Origin of the sequence: Niallia taxi (assembly GCF_004005475.1) — a bacterium.
In the GTDB taxonomy this organism is placed as follows: domain Bacteria; phylum Bacillota; class Bacilli; order Bacillales; family Cytobacillaceae; genus Niallia; species Niallia taxi.
Genome location: NZ_RZTZ01000017.1, coordinates 1 through 21,835 on the forward strand (window position 1 = coordinate 1; position 21,835 = coordinate 21,835).

Annotated in this window: 25 protein-coding genes and 1 pseudogene; 24 read left to right on the forward strand and 2 right to left on the reverse strand. The window is 42.7% G+C overall.

The genetic code is table 11. The features are described from left to right. A pseudogene (locus tag EM808_RS29265) lies at positions 1-163 on the reverse strand (IS110 family transposase); the annotation flags it as partial. A 394-nt stretch (positions 164-557) separates the two neighbouring features. Here EM808_RS29265 and EM808_RS24535 point away from each other — a divergent pair. From EM808_RS24535 to EM808_RS24545, 3 genes are all read left to right on the forward strand, one after another. Next, positions 558-1,118: a recombinase family protein gene (locus tag EM808_RS24535; RefSeq protein WP_127741820.1), complete on the forward strand. Its 561-nt coding sequence runs from the start codon at positions 558-560 to the stop codon at positions 1,116-1,118. Between the two features lie 469 nt (positions 1,119-1,587). Continuing rightward, positions 1,588-3,039: a phage terminase large subunit gene (terL, locus tag EM808_RS24540; RefSeq protein ID WP_127741822.1), complete on the forward strand. Its 1,452-nt coding sequence runs from the start codon at positions 1,588-1,590 to the stop codon at positions 3,037-3,039. A 17-nt stretch (positions 3,040-3,056) separates the two neighbouring features. Next, entirely contained in the window at positions 3,057-4,565 is a 1,509-nt protein-coding gene (locus EM808_RS24545) for a phage portal protein (protein WP_235856707.1), read from the forward strand. Positions 4,566-4,597: 32 nt separating this feature from the next. Here the strand turns inward: EM808_RS24545 and EM808_RS28800 are convergent, their stop codons facing one another. Further along, entirely contained in the window at positions 4,598-4,768 is a 171-nt protein-coding gene (locus EM808_RS28800; RefSeq protein WP_164849780.1) for a hypothetical protein, read from the reverse strand. A gap of 179 nt (positions 4,769-4,947) precedes the next feature. Between EM808_RS28800 and EM808_RS24550 the strand changes: the two genes are divergently transcribed. From EM808_RS24550 to EM808_RS24640, 21 genes are all read left to right on the forward strand, one after another. Further along, positions 4,948-5,634, forward strand: coding sequence for a phage scaffolding protein (locus EM808_RS24550; protein WP_127741824.1), 687 nt, complete (start codon positions 4,948-4,950; stop codon positions 5,632-5,634). Positions 5,635-5,701: 67 nt separating this feature from the next. Further along, positions 5,702-6,787 carry an SU10 major capsid protein gene (locus EM808_RS24555; RefSeq protein ID WP_127741826.1) on the forward strand — a complete coding sequence of 362 codons (1,086 nt, stop codon included), beginning with the start codon at positions 5,702-5,704 and terminating at the stop codon, positions 6,785-6,787. Between the two features lie 46 nt (positions 6,788-6,833). Beyond that, a complete protein-coding gene (locus EM808_RS24560; protein ID WP_127741828.1) occupies positions 6,834-7,022 on the forward strand; it encodes a hypothetical protein in 189 nt (62 codons plus the stop codon). A 16-nt stretch (positions 7,023-7,038) separates the two neighbouring features. Beyond that, entirely contained in the window at positions 7,039-7,392 is a 354-nt protein-coding gene (locus EM808_RS24565) for a hypothetical protein (RefSeq protein WP_127741830.1), read from the forward strand. Continuing rightward, complete coding sequence (locus EM808_RS24570) at positions 7,389-8,177, forward strand: structural protein (RefSeq protein ID WP_127741832.1); 789 nt, start codon at positions 7,389-7,391, stop codon at positions 8,175-8,177. Before EM808_RS24565 ends, EM808_RS24570 begins: the two co-directional genes overlap by 4 nt. A 1-nt stretch (position 8,178) precedes the next feature. Continuing rightward, positions 8,179-8,577: a hypothetical protein gene (locus EM808_RS24575; RefSeq protein WP_127741834.1), complete on the forward strand. Its 399-nt coding sequence runs from the start codon at positions 8,179-8,181 to the stop codon at positions 8,575-8,577. Further along, on the forward strand, positions 8,574-8,918 hold the full coding sequence (locus EM808_RS24580) for an HK97 gp10 family phage protein (RefSeq protein WP_127741836.1): 345 nt from the start codon (positions 8,574-8,576) through the stop codon (positions 8,916-8,918). The genes EM808_RS24575 and EM808_RS24580 overlap by 4 nt, the downstream gene beginning before the upstream one ends. Before the next feature lie 14 nt (positions 8,919-8,932). Continuing rightward, positions 8,933-9,361: a hypothetical protein gene (locus EM808_RS24585; protein WP_127741838.1), complete on the forward strand. Its 429-nt coding sequence runs from the start codon at positions 8,933-8,935 to the stop codon at positions 9,359-9,361. After that, complete coding sequence (locus EM808_RS24590) at positions 9,361-9,795, forward strand: phage major tail protein, TP901-1 family (RefSeq protein WP_127741840.1); 435 nt, start codon at positions 9,361-9,363, stop codon at positions 9,793-9,795. The genes EM808_RS24585 and EM808_RS24590 overlap by 1 nt, the downstream gene beginning before the upstream one ends. Positions 9,796-9,854: 59 nt before the next feature. Next, a complete protein-coding gene (locus tag EM808_RS24595; protein ID WP_127741843.1) occupies positions 9,855-10,220 on the forward strand; it encodes a tail assembly chaperone in 366 nt (121 codons plus the stop codon). 29 nt (positions 10,221-10,249) lie between these two features. Then, the gene (locus tag EM808_RS24600) at positions 10,250-10,549 is read left to right on the forward strand and encodes a hypothetical protein (protein WP_127741845.1); all 300 of its coding nucleotides are present in this window, start codon (positions 10,250-10,252) and stop codon (positions 10,547-10,549) included. Then, positions 10,536-12,860, forward strand: coding sequence for a phage tail tape measure protein (locus EM808_RS24605; RefSeq protein ID WP_127741847.1), 2,325 nt, complete (start codon positions 10,536-10,538; stop codon positions 12,858-12,860). The genes EM808_RS24600 and EM808_RS24605 overlap by 14 nt, the downstream gene beginning before the upstream one ends. A 4-nt stretch (positions 12,861-12,864) precedes the next feature. After that, the gene (locus tag EM808_RS24610; RefSeq protein ID WP_127741849.1) at positions 12,865-13,680 is read left to right on the forward strand and encodes a phage tail family protein; all 816 of its coding nucleotides are present in this window, start codon (positions 12,865-12,867) and stop codon (positions 13,678-13,680) included. 12 nt (positions 13,681-13,692) lie between these two features. After that, positions 13,693-15,534, forward strand: a complete 1,842-nt coding sequence (locus tag EM808_RS24615) for a phage tail protein (RefSeq protein WP_127741851.1) — start codon at positions 13,693-13,695, stop codon at positions 15,532-15,534. A gap of 15 nt (positions 15,535-15,549) precedes the next feature. Continuing rightward, entirely contained in the window at positions 15,550-17,073 is a 1,524-nt protein-coding gene (locus EM808_RS24620; RefSeq protein ID WP_127741853.1) for a glycerophosphodiester phosphodiesterase, read from the forward strand. Positions 17,074-17,261: 188 nt separating this feature from the next. Further along, entirely contained in the window at positions 17,262-19,736 is a 2,475-nt protein-coding gene (locus tag EM808_RS24625; RefSeq protein WP_164849781.1) for an alpha/beta hydrolase family protein, read from the forward strand. A gap of 70 nt (positions 19,737-19,806) precedes the next feature. Beyond that, a complete protein-coding gene (locus EM808_RS28805) occupies positions 19,807-20,043 on the forward strand; it encodes a hypothetical protein (protein ID WP_164849782.1) in 237 nt (78 codons plus the stop codon). Positions 20,044-20,108: 65 nt separating this feature from the next. Beyond that, positions 20,109-20,270, forward strand: a complete 162-nt coding sequence (locus EM808_RS28810; protein ID WP_164849783.1) for a hypothetical protein — start codon at positions 20,109-20,111, stop codon at positions 20,268-20,270. An 85-nt stretch (positions 20,271-20,355) separates the two neighbouring features. Continuing rightward, positions 20,356-20,613 carry a hemolysin XhlA family protein gene (locus tag EM808_RS24630; RefSeq protein WP_127741857.1) on the forward strand — a complete coding sequence of 86 codons (258 nt, stop codon included), beginning with the start codon at positions 20,356-20,358 and terminating at the stop codon, positions 20,611-20,613. 37 nt (positions 20,614-20,650) lie between these two features. Continuing rightward, on the forward strand, positions 20,651-21,619 hold the full coding sequence (locus EM808_RS24635; protein WP_127741859.1) for a LysM peptidoglycan-binding domain-containing protein: 969 nt from the start codon (positions 20,651-20,653) through the stop codon (positions 21,617-21,619). Positions 21,620-21,639: 20 nt separating this feature from the next. Continuing rightward, complete coding sequence (locus EM808_RS24640) at positions 21,640-21,831, forward strand: phage holin family protein (protein WP_127741861.1); 192 nt, start codon at positions 21,640-21,642, stop codon at positions 21,829-21,831. Positions 21,832-21,835 lie beyond the last annotated feature (4 nt).

The window sequence follows — 21,835 nt, forward strand, 5'->3', positions numbered from 1 at the left end:
TACCAGTTTTACCTTTAACTTCTTCCAGGAAATCGAAGAGTTCCTTCAGCCCCTCAAGAGTATGGGAAACTTTAAATCCCTTACGATATGGCTTCCCTTTATCCAAATATGCTTGAACCTGACTTTCACCTTTTGACACATCCAGACCCACTACTGGATTCATTATAAAATCTCCTCCTTTGAATTCTTTGCCAGTAACCCCTATATCCCTAATGCAGTATCACAGCTTCGCTTGTTATACGAGATCAAGTCTCAACCAGCCTCAAACATGTTTCTACAAGTAGGGGGTGAACGGTTTAGTTGACGGGATCTAGTCCCACGGGGGCGGACGTTCTACCCTGGCTACGATTATCATATATCGATATAAAAAAAGGTCAACCAGAAATATTTTCTGGCTGACCTTATAATACGAACGGGGGCGTTAGTAAAATAAGATGTTTCAATATAAGAGTTTTTTAGTGTAAATTATCGCTTAAATTAAATGAAAAATAACTCTTAAAGTGACACAGGGTATTGAGTGGTGTCAAAACTTATATCCATAAATGGAGGCGGCTTTTATGAAATATGGGTATGCAAGGGTGTCAACAATCGGCCAAGATTTACAAGCGCAGCTACAACGTTTAGAACAGGAAGTATGCGACGAAATTTACTCGGAAAAGTTTACGGGTACTAAATCGGATCGACCTAAGTTTCAAGAAGTTCTTACAGCGTTACAGCCTGGAGATACATTAGTGGTAACGAAGCTCGACCGTTTTGCTAGGTCAACATCTGAGGCGCTATCTATCATAAAAGAGTTGTTCGATCGGGGAATAAAAGTTCACGTTCTTAACATGGGGCTTATCGAGAACACTCCGACGGGTCGGCTTATCTTTACAATTATGAGTGGCTTCGCTGAGTTTGAACGTGACCTTATAGTGGAGAGAACGCAAGAGGGTAAGGCTATTGCAAGGCAGCGTGATGACTTCCGGGAAGGAAGACCACGCAAGTTTAATCGCAAACAAATCGAGCATGCACTCGACCTATTACAGACGCATTCATATACGGAGGTTGAGCGTATGACAGGAGTTAGCAAATCAACTTTAATAAGACGGAATAAGGAACGAAAAGACAATCGATAATGACTGTCTTTTTTTTCATGCCGGGGGCGTGTTCGAAATCTGAACTGCGTTTCCAAGCGGTATTAACACGCGAATATTAAAAAATCACTTTGACTTTAGAGTAACCGAATGTACAACGGTTGCTCTTTTTTATTCCGGAAAGGAGGGCGGTACTATCGCATGGGTTAACGGTAAATGGCTAACGACAAAGGAACGTCAAGAATTAATCGATATCTTAACGGAGTATCTGAACGCAATAGATGGACGTTACGGCGAGGAACTGCCCTCCGATGTAATCTCCGATTATTACGAGAAGGCAACAGAGCTTGAACGGCTCGCTAGGATACATCGCTGCGAAGGAAACTTACTCGAATTTGCGATCGAGTATTTTAGCGAAGCCCGTAACGCTGGAAATGACGGGAATTGGGACGGTTTTGATATCACGGAAGCAGGCCAAGCGCCAGAGTTTCACAAGGAAATAACCGCAATAATGAACGACGTGTCGAGCGTGAATACCAATGCAAAGACAGCAGTAGCAGCACCTCGTGGCCATGCGAAATCCACTTATTTATCAAAGGGATTTCCGTTACATGAGCTCGTATTTAGGCGTAGAAAGTACGTAATTATGATATCCGAAACGCCTAAAGTAGCAAAAGCGAATTTAGATTGGATACGTGACCAATTAAAGTTCAATAAAAAATTGCGAAATGATTTCGGCCCACTCCTATCTCCGAAGGATCAGGCGAACATTCAAGATAACAGCGAAGGCTTTATCGCATGGGTACCAGAAGATGATTATAAACGCCAAATTGCTTTACTTGAGTCTGCTTCGGTAGGAGGAGCGATTCGAGGACGTAACTGGAACGGTATGCGGCCGGACTTAATTATTGGTGATGACCTCGAAGATGCTCGACCAGGTGGTAACGCAAGTACGTCGGAACAACGGTCCCAACTTAGAGATTGGTTTTCACAAAGTGTAATACCGTTAGGAGATCCAAAAGGGCAGAAGACGGCCATTATCTTAATGGGTACGACTGTACATGCAGATTCACTCTTAATGCAAGTCTTATATAAGCGATCTGATTTTAAAACAAAGGTATACAGAGCAATAATTGATTATCCCATCAGAATGGACCTATGGGAAGAGTGCAGACAGATATACACCAATAGGGAAGATGAAAATAGGCTCGAAAACGCACTTGCTTTTTACCAAGGGAACAAGGATGACATGCATCAAGGTAGTAAGGTTTTATGGGAAAACGGAAAACCAATATGGGTCTTAATGACTTGGAAATGGGATAACGGAAGCAAAGCGTTTAATACCGAATACATGAATAACCCTATTGATGAAGAGTCAATGATATTTAACCCTGAAAAGTTCACTTACTGGACTGAATCAAACCCTAGACGGGAATTTCCTCATAAGCTTTATACAGTATCGCTTGGAATAGACTTTGCGATGGGGAAGAAAGAGCGTGGAGACTACTCAGCCACTACGATTGTTGCTAAACACAAAGAATCCGGTGCGTTTTTTGTTATAGATTCCTATGGAGATAGGGTAAAACCTGATGAATTTATTGAAGTTATCGTCACAAAGGTAAGTAAATTCCAACCGGATATTATTGCCGCTGAAAGTCAGGCTGCACAAGAGTTTTTCGTAGATATACTTAAGGAAAGGTTGCAGGCCGAAGGTTATCCTGCCAGCACAAGAGTTAAAAAGATTTATCAACGCTCGAGGAAAGAATTAAGAATTGAAGCCATGCTGCCATTGATAGAAAACAACACAATTCAATTCAGTAGTAACCACGCTTTGTTGCTTGAGCAATTCGAAAGATACGGTCAAGGAAGTCACGACGATTTAATAGATGCGACCGAGATGGCTATTTCGGCATGCAAACAAAAAGAGAATCGAATTGTTACATCCGCAAAACGAACACGATGAAAGGAGGCGGTGTCTAAGTGTTTTTCTCACCGAATAACGCAATGCCTTGGATTCGCCCGGACCAAGAATGGATGGGAACGGACGAAATGGAACGCATAGCACGCGTACTTCAATTATACGAACGCTACGACGGCTTGCAAGTATGGAAGCATTATAAGAAACCGGAAGGACTTGATTACGACCCGACCTTACTGACGATAAACTTTGACCGACTGCTTGTCGATACAATGGCCGCATGGGAATTCGAAATGGCTCCGAAATGGGAAGTCGAGCCAGACGTAATCGATAACCCAATCGACATGGTAAGCGAAAACTACGAACCGAGCACGGCGCAAGATGCAGAAAACCGAAAGGCTGCTGCAAAAGAGCAGTTGCTTAATTGGGTACATCGCGAAAACAAAACGCATGAGAAACTAATCGAAGCAGCGAAGGACCGTAAGATTGCCGGAACAGTATGGGCGAAGATATTCTACGACAAACGCCAGGGTAAAGTTCGCGTTGCTTTCCGCCCTGACTTCGAAGTGATTGCGAAATACAACCACGACGACGAAGAGTTGCTCGAAGAGGTTCATTTCTTTCGCTATCTCGACAAAGACGGCCGGCTGTTTTGGAAGCAATCGTTCACGCTCGAATGGGTCGAAGGCAAAGAAGACTACGAATGCTTCTTAACGGAAGCGACATACGAAATCGATGAAAACAACGACGTTTGGTTGCACGAAATGAAAATCGAGAAGTCAGCGATGGGGCTCAACTTCATTCCAATCGTGGAGATCCCGAACGAACGCCTTACGGGTATGAATCGCGGCTATTCCGAAATCGATAAGTGGGCGCCAATCACTGACGAAATCAATAAAAAGCTTAGCGATTACTCAGACGCAATCCGTTTTGAAATGTTTGCCATTACGCTATTGATGAACGTCGACAACGACAAAGGGCTTAACGTAGCACCAGGCGCAATGTGGAACTTACAAGGTGCAGGCGGATTGTTAGAAGGCGAACGACCGGACGCAAAGAAACTCGAATCGAACTTCAAATTTAAAGAAGCGGTCGAAGCGTACCTTGACCGGCTGTATTCGAATCTTCATAAGATTGCCGAAGTGCCAAGCGTAAACACAGCCGAAATGAATGTCGGCGGTATCAATGATATGGCGGTGAAGTTACTTTATTCGTCCATCATATCGAAAACACAACGGTCATGGATCGTATGGAAATCCCGTCTTGAATTATTGAACGAATATATATTGCGATACATGAGTGCGCGGTCAAATGATTCGCGTTTTATTTACGATCGCGATTTAGTAAATAGCATCGATAACAACTTCGATAATACGGTTCATTTCCGATTGCCACTGCCGGAAGACCAAGCGGAGTTAATCGAACGCTTAACAACCGAAATGAGCAGCGATTTAGAATCGATAAAAGGAGCACTTTCTCGCTTAGGCGTTGAAAATCCGGAAGCAAAATTGATGGAGATTCTAACGGAACGTCGATTAATGAAGAGCGAAGAAGATCCGTATAATGCTTAGTAAAAAGAAAAAAAGAGTGGAATGAACCACTCTTAATTTTCAAACTTGCGGATCCAATCTACAATTACCTCGTCACAATCTACACAGTGTGAGACAAAGCGCAGCCACATTCCAACTTGTTCTGGTTTTTTAGCATCAAACCGATCAGCTAAATAGAACTCCTTGCATGTTGGACATTGTACAAAATTATCATCTTTTTTCATATCTATATGCTCCTTTTGTTTAAGATACTTTATTTAAAGTTGTTAATAACGGAATGTCAATAGAACACAGGAAAAAAATGAAGAAATTATGAAGCAACAGCGCCTTACGGAATGGCGGTAAACTTTCGGCAGTAATCCAAATATAATGCGCGACGGCGGGTAAACGGCGGAGGTTTAAAATGAGCGAAGAATTGAAAAACGAACAAGTCGAAGAAGTTACCGATAAAACTACGGTTGAGGAACCGGAAACTAAACCCGAACCAAAAACGGTAACAATGACGCAAGAGGAACTCGATACTTTAATCGGACGTGAAAAAGGACGCGTTAAGAATAAATACGCTGACTATAACGATATTAAAGCGAAGTTAGACGAGTTTACACAAGCCGAAGAACAACGCAAGCAATCCGAAATGACAGAAGTCGAAAAGCTTCAAGCGCAGTTACAGAAATTTGAAACGAGCGCCAAGGAAGCGGAAGAGGCGAAGTCGAAAGCGCTAGAGAGTGCGAACAAGCGACTAATCAAATCGGAGTTTAAGTTGTTGGCGAGTTCGAAAGATTTCGGAGTTCGTAAAGATGCGCTAGACGATGCGTTTGTATTAGCGGATTTGTCAGGCGTAGAGGTAGACGAGGACGGCAACGTATCCGGCGTGCAAGAAGCGCTTGAAACGCTGAAGAAGGCGAAAGGATACCTATTCGGCGTAAGTGATTACGTAGATCCATCGCCAGGCCAAACCGAAACAAAGCGCGAAGGTTCGCAGGAGCAAGCACGAAGAAAGTTGCAAGATCTAGCGGACAACGCAAAACGCACTGGTCGTATCGAAGACAAAATTAAATACGCAGCATTTAAGAAAGAACTTGGATTGTAAAAAGAGGCCCCGATAAAAATTCGGAGTCTTTTTTAATACAAAAAAATATTTCAGGGGGAACATACAAATGCCTAAAATTTATAACTCAGATTTAATCGGAAAAAAATTATCGGTAGCAGATGAAATTCTATTATTGAATCCACATCAAACTCCATTACTAAACCTTTTAGGGTTTGCGGATCCAGTAACACAAGTAGAACACAGCTGGTATGAGGACGAATTATTTGGTGATGAATCAACTGTATCAGGAGCTGTTACTAATTCGGCAACTGCTGTCGTTGTTACTGATGTAGAACCATTTCGTGTAAACCAAGTTGTGAAAATTGGAGAAGAGTTACTGCTTGTAACTGCTGTAAATGTAGGTAGTAAAACATTAACGGTTACTCGTGGCTATGCAGGCACAACTGCAGCTGCAATTGTTGATCAAGCTAAAATTGAAGTTCAGTTTGTTGAAGGGCAAGAAGGTCGTGATGCTCGTGACGCAAGAAATAAACCTCGTGCTCGTAAGGCGAATCTTACACAAATTTTTGATGACACAATTGATATTTCTGGCACAGCTGCAGCTGTTGAACAGTATGGAATTGATAATGCTTACGAATATGAGAAACAAAAGAAACAGTTAGAGCTAGCTCTACAATTAGAAAAGGCTTTGATTGGCGGTATCAAGTATGAAAATGGTAATGTACGCCAGATGGCTGGTATTCGATCTTTGATTACTTCTAATGTAACAACAGCTGGTAGCCAACCACTTACTGAATCAATGATTAACGACCTTGCACAAAAAATCTTTGAAAAAGGCGGTTTTTCAGACGGTGGAGACTTCGTAATTATGGTTCCTGCGAAGCAAAAACGTGCTATCTCTTCCTTCGGTGAGAAGAAGTTAGATCGCCAGGATAATGGTCGCGGTTCAGTTGCTGATTACTTTATCTCTGATTTTGGTCAATTCGAAATTGTTTTGAATAACAACCTTCAATCTGATGAATTGTATATTCTAGACAAGAACCGCACGAAAGTTCGTCCATTGAATAACCGTGAATTCTTTCATAAATATCTTGGAGAAGTTGGTGATTCAACTAAGGGGATGGTACTTGGTGAATACACACTTGAGTTTAAACAAGAAAAAGCTCACGGCCGTTTGAAAGGATTGTCCTAATACGCTCGCCTTTTGGCGGGCTATTTTCTTTGTGAGGTGAATATGAATGGCGGAATATCAATCGAAATATCCCGAATTAGGGTTTTACGTTAATGGAGAACGAAAGCAGTTTGCATTCGGAGCTTACAAAACGGAAGAAAAAGATGAAATCGCAGTGTTAGACGTGTTAACTGATGTGAATCGCGTTGATAAACCAAAAGCAGCGCCTCGAAAAGCTGCGGCGGATAAAAAATAAGCGGAGGTGGCGCTAGTTGGCGACATTAGAGGAAAGATTAACGAAACGCTTTAGGAAATTGCCAGGCGTTACAGCCGATGATATTGCCGACTGGCTATCCGAAGCAACAAGCGAAAGTGGATTAACGGAAGGAACCGATACAAATACGGATAACGCGCTTTTATATCTTGCGTTTTCGATCGGATGTAAATCGGTTGCGTTAGATGCGGCACGCTATTTTAGTTATGGTGACGGAGAGGAGAACGTCGACAAGACGAATATATTCGAAAATTACATGCGTCTTTCCCTCGATGCAATCTCGAAGTTTAACTATTACAAAAGCGGCGGAGGTTCCCGTACTATAACACCGAAACGAGCTGACGATCGATGACGGAACAAGAAAAGCTCGACCAATTGCTCGAAGGTCTTTCAGACAAATATCAGAAACTCAACGCGAAACAACAACAGTTTGCCGTTAAAGAGATCGAACGTGTGCGGTCGCAAATGAACGACATTCTTGCGGACTATGCAGATAGCGAAGGAATAATAAAACGAACGCGCTTAAACGCATTGCTACGCGAGTTAGAGTCGATTGAAAAGGCCGTACGCACAAACAGCATGGATGCGTTAGAGTCGATTATCAAAGAGTCGTCGGAAGCGTTGACCGTTGGTATCGGCACTTCAATTGCTGCTGCCGGAATTGCCTTCGATAAAGTGAACGCAAATGTATTTCGCTACGTTGTAAACAGATTCGGAGAGGACGGTCTTGTACTGTCCGACCGAGTTTGGCAACTGGCGGGTGATCAGCGCGAGCAAATATCGAAAGTGCTCCGGTCCGGTATTATACGAGGCGAATCGGTAAATACGCTAATCGCTGCAGTACGTCAAGTATTTGCAAATGAAACGTGGAAAATTAAGCGGTTGGTTGTGACGGAAGGCAATACGGCATATCGTGTTGCATCGGCTTACTCAGCGCAACAAAGCGAAGTAGTTAAAGCGATGCAGGTACACCGCGGAAAAGCCGACCGTCCGGACCACCGTTGTACACAATTGGAACTTGCAGATTCTTACGGAATGGGCCGCGGTATCTATCCGGCAACAGCAAGCGAAATATACATGATGCATCCGAACTGTACCGGCTATCTAACGTACGTGCTAGACGAAAGGTGGTTATAAGATGCTAACGCAAGGTGATATCGAATTTATTAAGCAAACGCGGGCGGAAATAACCGCCAATCGAACGCACGAAATTACGGTTTACTATCCGGGTGAAGGAGCCGCAGACCCTATCACTGGAGAGCCAATCGGCGAAGCTACTATTCCTCGCACGGTCCCCTCGGTCGTTACCGAAATATCTTCGACTGCTTCTACGTCAAGCGAACGTGCATTAGAAACCGGTGTAGCAATCGAAAACGGCGACATTTGGTTTTCGGTGGACCTTAATTTCATTGCAGATATAGCCGAGTTAATAACTTCGGTTAAATATGACGCAGTAGAATACGAGATACTCGCGGGGGATAAAAAGGGCATCGGCGAACGTAACCGAGTCGAGTTCCTGGGGAGGCGAATAACATGAACGTTCAAATTCGAATTCAAGGCGTTAACCGTGTTATTTCAGCGCTGGCATATGACGGCTTGAAGCGTGATATCGCAAATACAACTGAAGCATACACACGAAAGGCTGCGAATGAGTCGGCCGGAATGGCGCCGGTAAAAGACGGGAAACTCCGAAACTCTATCGTTGCTAGTCCGGAACAAATTGACGAAACGCATTGGCAATACGGTTCAGACGTAGAATATGCGAGAAAGCAAGAATACGAACATAAAACGCAGAAGGCATTCATTCGTAAATCCGTTTGGAATAACGAAACTCCTTACCGTGAAAAGATACGCGACCATGTGCGCGATTTAGGGTAGGTGATACGATGCAGATGGAAATACAGCATTCAATCCGGACTTGGCTTGCGAATAAGACGGGGCTAACGACGACTTGGATTTATGACGGAGTAAAGCTTCCGACTGTTAAGCCGTTCCTTACGATCGAGCAAATGCAGAACAATATTTCGCAAGTGGCAAAGCTTCGCGAGACAATGCTAACAACCTATCGGTTTCAAGTAGGTTTATTCGCTAGTTCTTCAAGTGAGCGGGCACGACTGCAGGAACAAGTTAAAAAGCTATTAATGTTCGAAGAGATACCCTTAATAACCGCAACTACACCGGCTGAAACAGTCGGTTCTTTTTATGCGCAAGTAACAGCCGAGGTTCCAATCCCGGCAGAAGATGTCAGTAGTACAACGAATTTTCATCACTTGTACTTTGATATCGAGGTAGAAATAACCCAAAACAGGAGGAATAACTAATGGGAATTGAATACAGAGGCGACGAGATTTTATACGTAGTAGCTATTCCAGGCGAAACAGATGCGGAAACACTTCATCGACCATTTAACCAAACTGCAGGCACAACAACTATTTCCGCAGACTCAATCGACTTAGATACGAAAGATAAATCAGGTTCTGACTACGGAAAAGTAACGGAAGAGGTTTCGCTTGAAGGCGTTGTTTCAGAAGGCGATCCATTCGTTGATTACGTTAAAAACGCTATTCGCAAAAAGGAATTCGTTAAGATTTACGAAGTTGATACACGCACAAAGAAAGCGGAGTACGGAATGTATATGATTTCGTCTTTCGAAAAATCATTCGGAACAGGCGACTTTGCAACGTATTCACTAAGCGGAACATTGAACGGCGATGTAACACCGGTAACACTAACGGAAGTTCCAGAAGGAGCATGATTAACGGCGCTAATGCAGCGCCTTTTTTAATTTCGAAAACAACCGAAAGGATGATATAAATGGCACGTTTTGAAATCGAAGGTAATGAATACGACGTTAAATTAACGTTCGCAGGCGTTAAGTATCTCGGAAGCTTATATGAAGGTGGAGCGCTTAGTCTTATCGGTAAGGCAATGTCGGGCGATTTAGATACGTTTTCGCATATTATTCACGCTGGTCTTTTCCATACGGAGAAAAACTTTGCGCTTAAAACAGTCGAAAAGGCAATCGAGCAAGCTTTTGAAGCGGAGAAACTCGACATGGAAGCGGTCTTGAAAATGTCCAACGAGGTAGTGACGGAAAGTTTTTTCTTCAAGAAAATCGTGGCGAAGTTGGTGGCGAAGAATCCGGAAGCGTTCAAACAAATGCAGGAGATTTTAAGCTAGACGATATCTTGTCGGACGGTTGGCGTTACTTGTCGCTGAAACCTTCCGAAATTTACTTACTTACACCTCGCGAATTTACGTTGCTATTGAATGCGGAACGTGAAAAACACTATGACAGTTACGAACGCCAATCTCACTTTATCATAATGAGCGAAAATGCCAAACGAGCTAAACGTTCTATTAAAGCAAGCGACTTGTACAAACGGCCTGCAGACGAAAAAGCAGAAGCGAAACTACAAGAAGGCGTTGAGAAGGCGCAACATGCTTCGGAATGGTTGGCGCAGTTTGAGCAATTTAGCGGGAAGGAGGTAAGCGATGGCAGACCATAGTATTATCGTTGAGATAGGCGCCAATATTGCTGATTTAACGAATCAACTCAACAGCGCCAGCAATACGTTGCAAAACTTCGGATCAGCAACACAACGAATAGGCGCTGACATAGCAAAAGGGTTCGGTGCCGTTGGCGCAGGAATTGGTGCCGGTCTTGGCTACGCGGTAAATATGGCGGCAGACTTCGACTCTTCCATGCGTAAGGCAGGCGCAATTGCCGGTGCAAATACGCAAGAGTTCGAAGCGATGAAACAAGCAGCAATTGATCTTGGCGCAAACACTTCGAAAAGTGCCACGGAAGTTTCCGGCGCAATGACCGAGCTTGCAGCGAAAGGATTTGACGCAAATCAAGTAATCGCAGCAATGCCCGGTATCATTTCTGCAGCGGAAGCATCAGGCGAAGATTTAGCAATGACATCCGACACAGTATCGTCAGCGCTTAATATTTGGGGACTTGAAGCTGGCGAAGCAGGTCGTGTTGCTGACGTATTAGCGGAATCGGCTAACTCTACGGCAGCAGGTATTTTAGATATGCAATACGCATTCAAGTACGCAGGTGCTCCGGCAGCGGCCTTAGGTGTTTCGATGGAAGAAACGGCAGCATCTATCGGGTTAATGACAAACGCAGGTCTACAAGGGGAAAATGCTGGTACGGCGTTACGTGCGTCCTTACTAGCTTTGTTGAATCCGTCTGAGAAAAATTCGAAGATGATGGAAAGTATGGGAATTCAAATCACAGATACGGCAGGTAATTTCGTCGGTATTTCGAAGTTGGTCGATAACTTATCGAAGTCAATGGAAGGAATGACGGACACGCAAAAAGCGGCCAATCTTGCATCGTTAGTTGGAACCGAAGCGGTATCCGGCTTCTTAGCGTTGATGGACGCAGGACCGGCGAAAATTGATGAAATGACGGCTTCATTAGAGAATAGCGCAGGTGCTTCGCAAGAGGCTGCGAATAAAATGAAAGCGGGTATCGGGGGTTCCATCGAACAGTTAACAGGTTCTATTGAGTCGTTGGCAATATCGCTAGGTGATCAATTAGTTCCATACGTGCAGATAGTTGCGGACTTCATTTCGATGTTGGTGAATAAATTTAACGAGTTATCCGAAAGCACGAAACAGTTTCTTGTCGTAGGTGCTGCTGTAACTGCGTTACTGGCCTTGTTTTTGGCAACTGTTGGTGTAGTAATTATGACTATAGGCACTGTTGCTTCTAGTATAGGAGCACTAGCTATCGCCTTAGGCACTACCTCAGCAGTGATACTAACAACAATAGGAGTAATTTTAGCGATAGTAGCTGCAGTAGTAGCATTGGGTGTCGGGTTAGTTGCTGCATACAATCACGTTGGATGGTTCAGAGATATGGTCGACGCAGCATGGGCGTGGATTAAGAATGCGTTCTTCACAGCGCTCGAATATATCATGGGAGTCGTACAATGGTTAATGGCGGATATCAGTGCGTTTATAGGTGAACAACTTGCGAAGATTAAAGCATTTTGGAACGAAAACGGGCAAGCAATTATGACTATAGTTAAGACTTATTTCGGAGTTATCCAAGAGTATGTACAGATGGTGATGGGGATTATTAAAGGCGTTTTCCAAATGGTGTGGCCTATTATCGTAGGTGTAATTAGGGCAGCATGGGAAACGATTAAAGCGATAGTTGCAACAGCCATCGATTTAGTGTTAGGTGTTATTCAAACTACCCTGCGTATTCTACAGGGCGATTGGGCAGGCGCGTGGGAAACGATTAAGTCAACTGCGATGTCAATATGGAAAAACATCGTCGGCATCTTCGAAAATATCGACCTAGCAGAAACAGGAAAGAACATCATAAACGGACTGATTGGCGGTATCTCTTCTATGGCTGGTGCTGTTAAAGACGCAGTGGTTGGTATCGGCGAAAAAATCAAGAACGGATTTACTTCATTCTTTGACATTAACTCGCCTTCAAAAGTTATGTATAAAGACGTCGGGCGTTGGATTCCAGCAGGTATCGCTGACGGTATCATCGGTAATATTAGCTCCGTTATTGCTGCAACGAAGGAAATGTCGAAAGCAATTATGCCGCAAGCGGAAATGTCATTAGCGTACAGCACGCCGACAAGCAGTTACTCGCCAAAGTATCATAACGTTGATACAAAAGCCGAAACTGCAAACGCAACGAAATCGATGCAACCACGAGACATCATAATCGAAATGACACACGTACTAGACAGCGAAGTAATCGGCCGCAAAACAGAACGAGTAGTCAGCGGTCAACAAGCCGGTAAAATAGCGATTAAAAATTACATGCGAGGTGATTGACGGAATGAACATGATTGTAACGAAGCTTGACGGAAAAACCTACGACTTGGAATCAATGGGTATTACTTTGCGTGAATTCAATCCGGAATCTCCGTCGCCTCGCCATGTAACGGAAGAAATCGAAGGAATTCATGGCTTGATTGATAACGGCACGACTTACGCAGAAAGAAAGATTAATTGTTCGTTTTATTTAAAAGCAGTCGACGTCGAAGATTACTATCTGTTTCGCGATGAAATATTTGCGCTATTTGATTCAAGCCAGGCTTTTTACGTAACAGAATCGCGGAACATCGGTAAACGCTGGCTTGTCAAAACCGACGGCACATATTCCATTGACCAAGAGCGAGTCTACGGAATGTTTGACGTTACTTTTGTTGCGTTTCAGCCTTTCGCAGAGTCTCGTGGAACAACACTTTCGCCATTTTCATTCGATTCGGACTTATGGCAAATTGGCGAAGGATTAGACGATGGTATTCCGCCTCAGTACCGATTTAACACGACAACTTTTCGAGTTTACAACGCAGGTAACGTCGTAGTAAGTCCGGTACAAATGCCGATGCAAATAACGTATTTAGGCGAGTCGAGTACGTTGCAAATAAAGAACCGTACGACCGGAGATGCGTGGTTATATTCGGGCACATCCGAACCAAATGACGTCATTGATCTTAACCGTGTGCAAGCGAAAAAGAACAGCGTAAGTATCTTCGCTGCAACCAATCGAAAGTATATCACATTGGCTCCAGGCTGGAACGAGTTTATCTTATTAGGAACACGCGGAAGTTTCGAAATCGCATTTAACTTTCGTTATTACTATCTATAGGAGGGGAGTTGCGTGAGAGATTTATTCGTACAGGATTTAAGCGGTCGAATGGAACGGCTGACAGACTATTCCGTTACTCGTAAGAATGCGATTAATAACGAGAAAACAATCGATGTATCTTGCACTAAAACCGACCGTAATGCGCACTCCTTTCCGATGGTACAGAACGAGAATATCTTCCTTTACGAAGACGAGGAGTACGTAATTAAGCAGACGACGTTAACGGCTCGTGGCGTATCGAGCACGGGCATTCACCGAGTGTTTTGTGACCTGCGCGACTTGTACATCTACGACGTTATTGAAGGCGAAAACACTCGCGGTATTCAAACGCTACTTAACATCGCATTGAACGGCTCGGGCTACAGTTTTACGGTTGACTCGGTGCTAGTGAATACGACAGCAATCGTTGAGGATTTCGGCGATGCGTCTGCGCTTGAATTATTGACGACTATTTGCGAAAAGTTCGGCGTTGAGTTTGAGTGCGTCGGCAAAACGATTTACATTGCTAAGGAAATTGCGCGATATACCGATCATCAACTTCGATATCATTTCAACGTGAATGCACCGTCGAAAGAAATCGCAACCAACGATATTAAAACGTATATACGTGGTTACGGAAAGAAGTTCGAGGATGAGGATATATTCGACGAGTATAAATACGCAGGATCATCCGGTAGAAGCGGTACGTGGTACGAGGATGACAGCGGTGCACAACAATTTAGATCCGATAATCCAGAAGCCGAACTCGAATACGGTTTAATTACGAGAACAACCAACGATTATTTTACGTTCAATTTCACCGGAACTGGATTGCGAATGAAGATGATTACGAGCACTCTTGGCGGTAAAGTAAAATTCGACATTGATAACGGAGATAAAACGAAAACAGTTTCGCTGTATACGAATTATCTCAATCGTCCGACTAGCGTAGAGACTTTCGAAATTGCACGCGGATTGGAAAACAAAACACATACTGTTAAAGTATCGCTGGTAGGTAAAGACGGTAGTAATCCGTTTACTACTGGGCCTGTTCGACCGGTTTTTGTTATGCCGAAAAACGGCGACATTATTGGCGTGTATAGGTTACGTCAAGGTGATGACGAAATTTACACGTCAACGGCCGAATATACAAGCCCGTTAGCAAGCGTTTATGGTATTCGCCACGCAAAGCCATTACGCGATGATCAGTATACAAACAAGGTATCGTTGATTAACGCATTAAAAGCGGAACTGCACGATTACTTCGAAATATCGCTAACGCTTGATTATGTCGAGTTGCTGGACTTCGGAATTCAAGATATCCGCAAAGGTGATTACGTATGGTGCATCTTAGATCCGTTCGGTATCGACGTTAGAATTCGCGTAGTAGAAATCGAAGACTATTCCAACGATGCCACGTCGCCAAAGTTTACGCTAGGCACATTGCGCAAGACTTCGAATGATATTGCGGTAGAGTTTAAGAAAACGAGCAACACACTGGCGAAGGTAGTCGATAGCACGACCGGAAAGGTTAAGTCGTCCGCAGTCGATTTAACTATCGGTAAAACAACGAAGTTTGAGGCCGGCTATGACCCTACGCAAATTACTACGCCAACATACGATTTAGCGAGCGCATCTACCGACGGGCTAATGAGTTCGGAAGACTTCGCAAAGCTATCGAATATTGCGGTCGATGTAAACGGAAATGTCATCGTCACAATTGGGCCTGCGTCCGAACTAACTGACGGATTAATGAGCGCTGCAGACTTCGTAAAACTTCGCGACTTAGATTTCGAACAGATAAAAGCGGACATCGAAGATATAAAAACAAGGCTAACTGCGCTAGAAGGAAATAACGGAGAAACTACCGTATAGAAAGGGGAATATCGCATGGCAAAGTGGCCGTATAGAGTATTCGGAACGGCGTTCGACAGAGTGTTTCGCAACAATTTGAACAAGAACTTCGAAGATATTGCGACGGACATAAAGGAGCAAGCGAATAGGGTTAACGATTTAATAACGAAGAATCCACAGCCGTCGGAAATTATCGATGCGCGTATTGACTACGAGCACCGTCCGCACAGTTCACTCCGAGAACTATTAGTCGGAGAACAAATAAAGGTGGCGAATATAATGGGTGAAATCGAAGGGACAACGAAAATAAGCGAACTAACTTCTCCGCAGTATTTAGCGCACAGGGGAAGTTCTTTTTTATATCCGGAAAATACGCTCGAAGCATTTAAGATGAGCAAATTAAACGGCGCCCTGTTTATCGAATTGGATATTCGCCAGGACAGAACGGGTTCATTATGCGTTATTCATGACGAAGAAGTAATTCGAGTAACTGGCATTGACCACCGAGGAACTGACCGAATTCAATATCTGAATCCATCGTATGTGCGCTCGATGAAAGTGGAAGGTTTATTGCCGAATTATCCAGCGCAACCAATCGCTTATTTGGAAGAAGTGTTTCAGACGTTTGGCAACAAAGTTAATTACGCAATCGAATCGAAGGACAGACGAAGCGCCGAAGCAATAGCGGACATGGCGGAAGCTTATCGCCTGCAGGACCACGTATTAATTCAGTCGTTCAACCAAACGGAATTGAATGCGATTAATGATCGCGGATTCGATTTATTGCTATTAAGCGACAACGTATCAGATACCGAAGGATTACTCGCAAATAACATTAAGTACGTCGGCTGCAGCACGAGCGTAAGTGATTTATACGTTAGTATGCTGACGAAAGCCGGAATTAAGGTTTTGGTATATACGGTAAATCATCAATATTTAGCGGAAAAGTATATTGCGCTAGGAGCATTCGGCGTATTTAGCGACGATCCTTTTTATGTTGCCAACACGTACCCAACACGAGAAGACGCACCGTTTTCGGAAGTAGTATTTAGCAGCGGTTTTATTCCGCACTACGCCGAATATCGCGGAGGATTTACAAGCGATTATCGCTGGGGCTTCTTAACGCAAAGTGAAGACAGGGACTTCGTATTGCAAGGTTGGGCGGGCGAGTTGCCGGATACCTTTACAATGACTCTGAACGCAAGCTTTATCGAAAGGGCTAACGGTTGGGGAAGTATTGCGTTATGTACGCCGATTGACTACTTCGACGATAACAAAACGACATTATCGAACGGATACCATTTGCTGTTCAGTCCGGCAGGTATTTCGATTTATAAAGTGAAGAGCGGAGTAAGTACGCTGCAAGCGAGTTCGGCGGAAATAGACAATCTGACCGATGGAGCTACGAAGTACTTCACCGTTACAGTTAGCGCAACATCAATTACGTTTAGCACAAATGACGCAACCATTACAGTTAATGATTCAGAATTTCGTAATGGCTTTTTGCATTTCGGAAGAAAATGGGGAACTGTTTCCTTTCAAAATGTTCTAATTTCTTAAGAAGGTAGGGCGAATGTATGGGAATATTTCATCCGAATATTGATCCGGTTTATTTAATTAAACGCGCAGGAACAACGGAAGACCCGTTCGTAGAACTGAACGAAACTAAAACTGTGAAATACGGAAAGGTTCGTTTAGTAGAATTTCCGGACTTTAATTCAGAATTCAAAGTGGTCAGCCAAGATGGAGTGGAGTTCGCTGCGACAACGGAAGAAAATCCGAATGACGAAGAGTATCGAGTTGATTATATTGCAGGGTTGGTAATATTCAACCCTTCACAGGAAGGTAAGGATTTCGACTTCAATTATTTTGGAACAGGGTATCTGAACATACCGGCAGCTCGTGTCACGTCTGAGGATAGCGACGTTGATATTCAAGAAATTTTGGATGCGCAAGGTAACATCGTAACTAGATTGGATGAATCATTGTCTGCAACGGAAAATATTGAACAGTTAGTCCTTAACAATGAAGTCGTTAAAAACGTAGACTATCAATCTAATCAGGCTGAACTGAACCAAAAGATAGCGAAAAAAGTGGAACAAACATATGTTGACGCAATATTATCGAACCTTACAGATGGATCTCCGAAAGAGATATTCTATTCTGTTAGTTCTTTATTATCTAAGTACCCAAGTGGAGCGGTAGGTCCAATGTTGGTTTTCGACTCTTTACATCTAGATGGGGCACACGCTTATATATGGGACGGTTCTACATGGGCTGATATAGGAGTTTACCAGAGTAGCGGTATAGCTGATAGTAGTATTTCAGTTGGGAATTTAAGTAATAACGTAGTTGAAATGATTGAATCTGGAGAGGGAACAGGTCCTTGGATTTTGAATTACCCAACAGACATGAGTTTAGCTGCTAATACGACTAGGAATTTTATAATCAATAAACTATTCACACAGGAGAATTTAATCAAGAAAGTAAAGTTAGACACTCTCGCAACTGGAAATGTGAACATCTATGTATTTTCTAAGTTAAACGACCAATTTACTGTTCTTTCTAAAACAACAATAGCTGCGGACATAGGGCTAAAATCTTATGATGTAAATATAAATTTACCTGCAAATACTTACATCGGTGTTCAAGGCGCATTAAAATATAAAGCCACCGGAGGACTTGGAGTATTCGACAATAATAGTGGTATCTTAACCGTCGGGAATACTTACACTGGGACTTTTTCTGGAATCACAACACTAGTTTTAAGTATAGATATAGCTTTTAAGGCAGGAACACCATTAAAAACTTTAGCGTTAACGTCAACAGTTGACCCGGGAAGAATATCAAAAGACCTAAAGAGTTATATTGAAAGGAAATGGTACGGAGAAGAAGAGGTTTTTTCTGCGCTATATGACAGTGGGAAAGTTCGAGAGTTAGGTACAAAAAACACTTATTTAATTAATAAACCGTTAGGTAAATCGACCATTATGCGGTTGAAGTTGTATTCATTGAGTGGCGGAAAGTGTTATATATATATAGTCGATAAAAGTTCAGATTCAACTCAGTATACTGTCCGCAAAAAATACGAATTCACTGCGGTTGTTGGAGAAAATACGTTTGAATTGATAACAACTAATGACGCGAATCAATACCTAGTCATATTCGGAGCGATAAGTTGCACTACTGGTGTCACTAACGGAGTTGAGTTTTACGATACTCTAAAAACAAACGCTGATTCGACGGTGACTTATTACAGCGACTTAGCAGTCGGAAGCACTTACCCGATAACCAAATCCGGTGTAACATTAGCATTAGGGATTGTATTGTACGGCGTATTAGATTCAAGTTACGTAGCAGGTACGTCGATCTTGAATAATTTTACAAGCGGCTTTCAAAAACGGCCAGACAACGGGCAAGTTCTTTTTACCGTACCTGTCAATCAATTCGTTGTAGATAAAAGTTCAACAATTACTAATGTTAATGACAATGAAAGTAATATCATTAATGTTCCTAGTGCATTATGGCTACCTTCGACATACAAAGTATCTGGGAAAAAAGTTCCTTTGGTGATGATGGCTCATGGACACGGGGAATATTTAACAACAGACGGTACTTGGGGAACAAATCCTACTTGGATTGCGTGGAAAGATAGTATTGTAGCAGCAGGTTATGCGGTTTTTGACATAAATGGTTATGATAATACAATTAATCCAGGCTCAAAACACTGGGGAAGTCCTAGAACAATTGAGGCTTACTTCAAGGCTTATCTTTGGATTACAGAAAACTTTAATGTCGATTATAGGCTGATTATTACAGGCGGATCAATGGGCGGTATGACTGCGTTAAACTTCGCTAATGCTCATGCCAACATTGCACGATGTGTGCTTGCTTATGCTCCTTGTACAGATTTTGTGAACCAAGTATCTTCTCAAGCATGGCGAGATGAATATTTAACTAGTTATGCTATCACAAATCTAGAAAATGTTCCGGGATGGACACCTATTAATATAAATTACTTGAATATCCCTTTAAAGATATGGCATGGAACTGGGGATACAACACTAAACTACACATACAGTCAGACACTTGTAAATAAATTAAAGGCAAATAACTGTCCGAGTGAACTGCGTTTAATGAGCGGGTCTGGTCATGACGTAGCATACGGTAACCAAACAGTAATGAAAGAAAGTCTCATGTTTATGAATCGATTTAAAATTTAGATGAAAAGTCTAGATTTTGTTCTTAATAAAGAATATAATGATAGTTAATATGACAGGAAGAGGTTAACAAATGAATAAGATCCTTTCAACCTTGAAACATATATTAACTAATAATAGTACAAAACACAGAGTTGATAACTACTCGCCACAAACTCATAAAAAATGCGAGTCATGTGATGGTACCGGGTTTGAAGATGTTTTCTTTGATTGTGAATCATGTGAAGGCTCAGGAATTGTTAAGAAATCCTACGAAGAGTACGTGAACTCTTTAGAGATGAAATATTCCGATACTAAAAGCAGTGCGTAAATGTATGCTTATTTTTATTAACATTTCGTTCTCAATGAAGAATAAAGAAGGGGTTTAAATTAATTATGAGTGCAGATTTGTTCAAATTAGATAGAAGTATTGAATGGAACGGCGTTGAGTATTGTGTTTTAGAAACATTGTCTAGTGAACATTTACTTGTTGTGAAAAAGGAAGACTACCTGAAAGAAAATTTTCCATTGTTAACTTATATTATTCCTCATGAATAACACTCTAAAATTCAAATAAGAAGCTGAAAGCGCCCAGTCCTAACGGATTAGGCGCTTTTCTTATGCGCTGAAAGGAAGCGGGACCATGCCAGCGGAAGATATGAACGATAAAATAGCGGAAATTAGAGAGTGGCTCGTTCGCTTAGATACGAAACTTGATTACATGCATGACGTAAAACGGACGGCAGAATCGGCGGATGACAAAGCGACAGAAGCATTATCACTTGCGCAAAAGAATCACGATGATATACGTGATATGAAAGCCAATAGTAAATGGGCCTGGGGCACAATTTTTACGGTTGCCGGGCTCTTATTAACGTTTGGTATAGCAGTTTTTACATGATTGGACAACTTTATAACACGAAAAGGGGCGAATAAAAATGGGTAAAATTGTAGACATTTCGCATTGGCAAGGGACGATCGATTGGGCTGAATTCGCAAAGGAAGTCGACTTGGTAATTATACGCGTCCAGGACGGAAGCACCGGCGAAGACCGCGAATATAAGAACTACGTTGCTGGCGCGAAGAAATACGGAGTTCCGTTCGGACATTATGCATTTTGCCGTTTTGTTAGCGAAGAAGATGCGAAGAAAGAGGCGCAAGATTTCTATAATCGAGGCGATAAAGATGCGTTGTTTTGGGTTGCTGACGTCGAAGTTAAAACGATGGACGATATGGCGACCGGCACGCAAGCATTCGTCAATGAATTGCGAAGACTTGGCGCTAAGAAAGTCGGGGGCTACTTCGGCCATCATACGTATGAACCTTTCGGCATGAAGAACGTGAAAAATATCGACTTTACTTGGATTCCGCGATACGGCTCGACGAAGCCGAAGTTTGATTGCGATTTGTGGCAGCATACGGATACCGGAAAAGTCGCTGGCGTAAATGGTGGCGTTGACTTGAATACGCTGAATGGCGACAAGGATATCGAATGGTTCATCGGCAAGCAACCGGTTAAAGTAGTCGAGCCAGTCAAAACGGAAGTGAAAGCGGAAATAGTAAAGACACCAAATAAAGACACTACGCCTACAACGTATAAAATTAAAGCCGGTGACACACTCGGTAAGATTGCGGCGAAATACGGAACAACTGTTGCGAAGTTACAATCGTTAAACGGAATCGCCAACGCAAATAAGATATACGCAGGGCAAACGATTAAGTTGAGTGGAACTGCAGCGAAGAAAACAACGACTACTTCTAGCGCTAAGTATCATACGGTTAAATCTGGCGACACAGTTTCGAAACTGGCAATTCAATACGGATCTACTCAAGCGCAAATTAAAGCGTGGAACAAACTCGATAGTAAATATCGGATTTTTGCTGGTAAGAAAATCCGCGTGAAGTAAACGAAAAGGGAGCGATTAAAATGAAACGATTCAAAAACTACGTACTATGGACTGCGGTAGCTTCATTGATTGGAATGGCGTTGGTGGACTTCGGAGTAATTCCGGATACGGCGCTATTCAATGAATACGTTGAGAAGGCGTTATATATTGCGGTATTGCTTGGCGTTGTAAACAATCCGTCAAATGGGACCGGACTTAAAGACGCGGAATAATTAA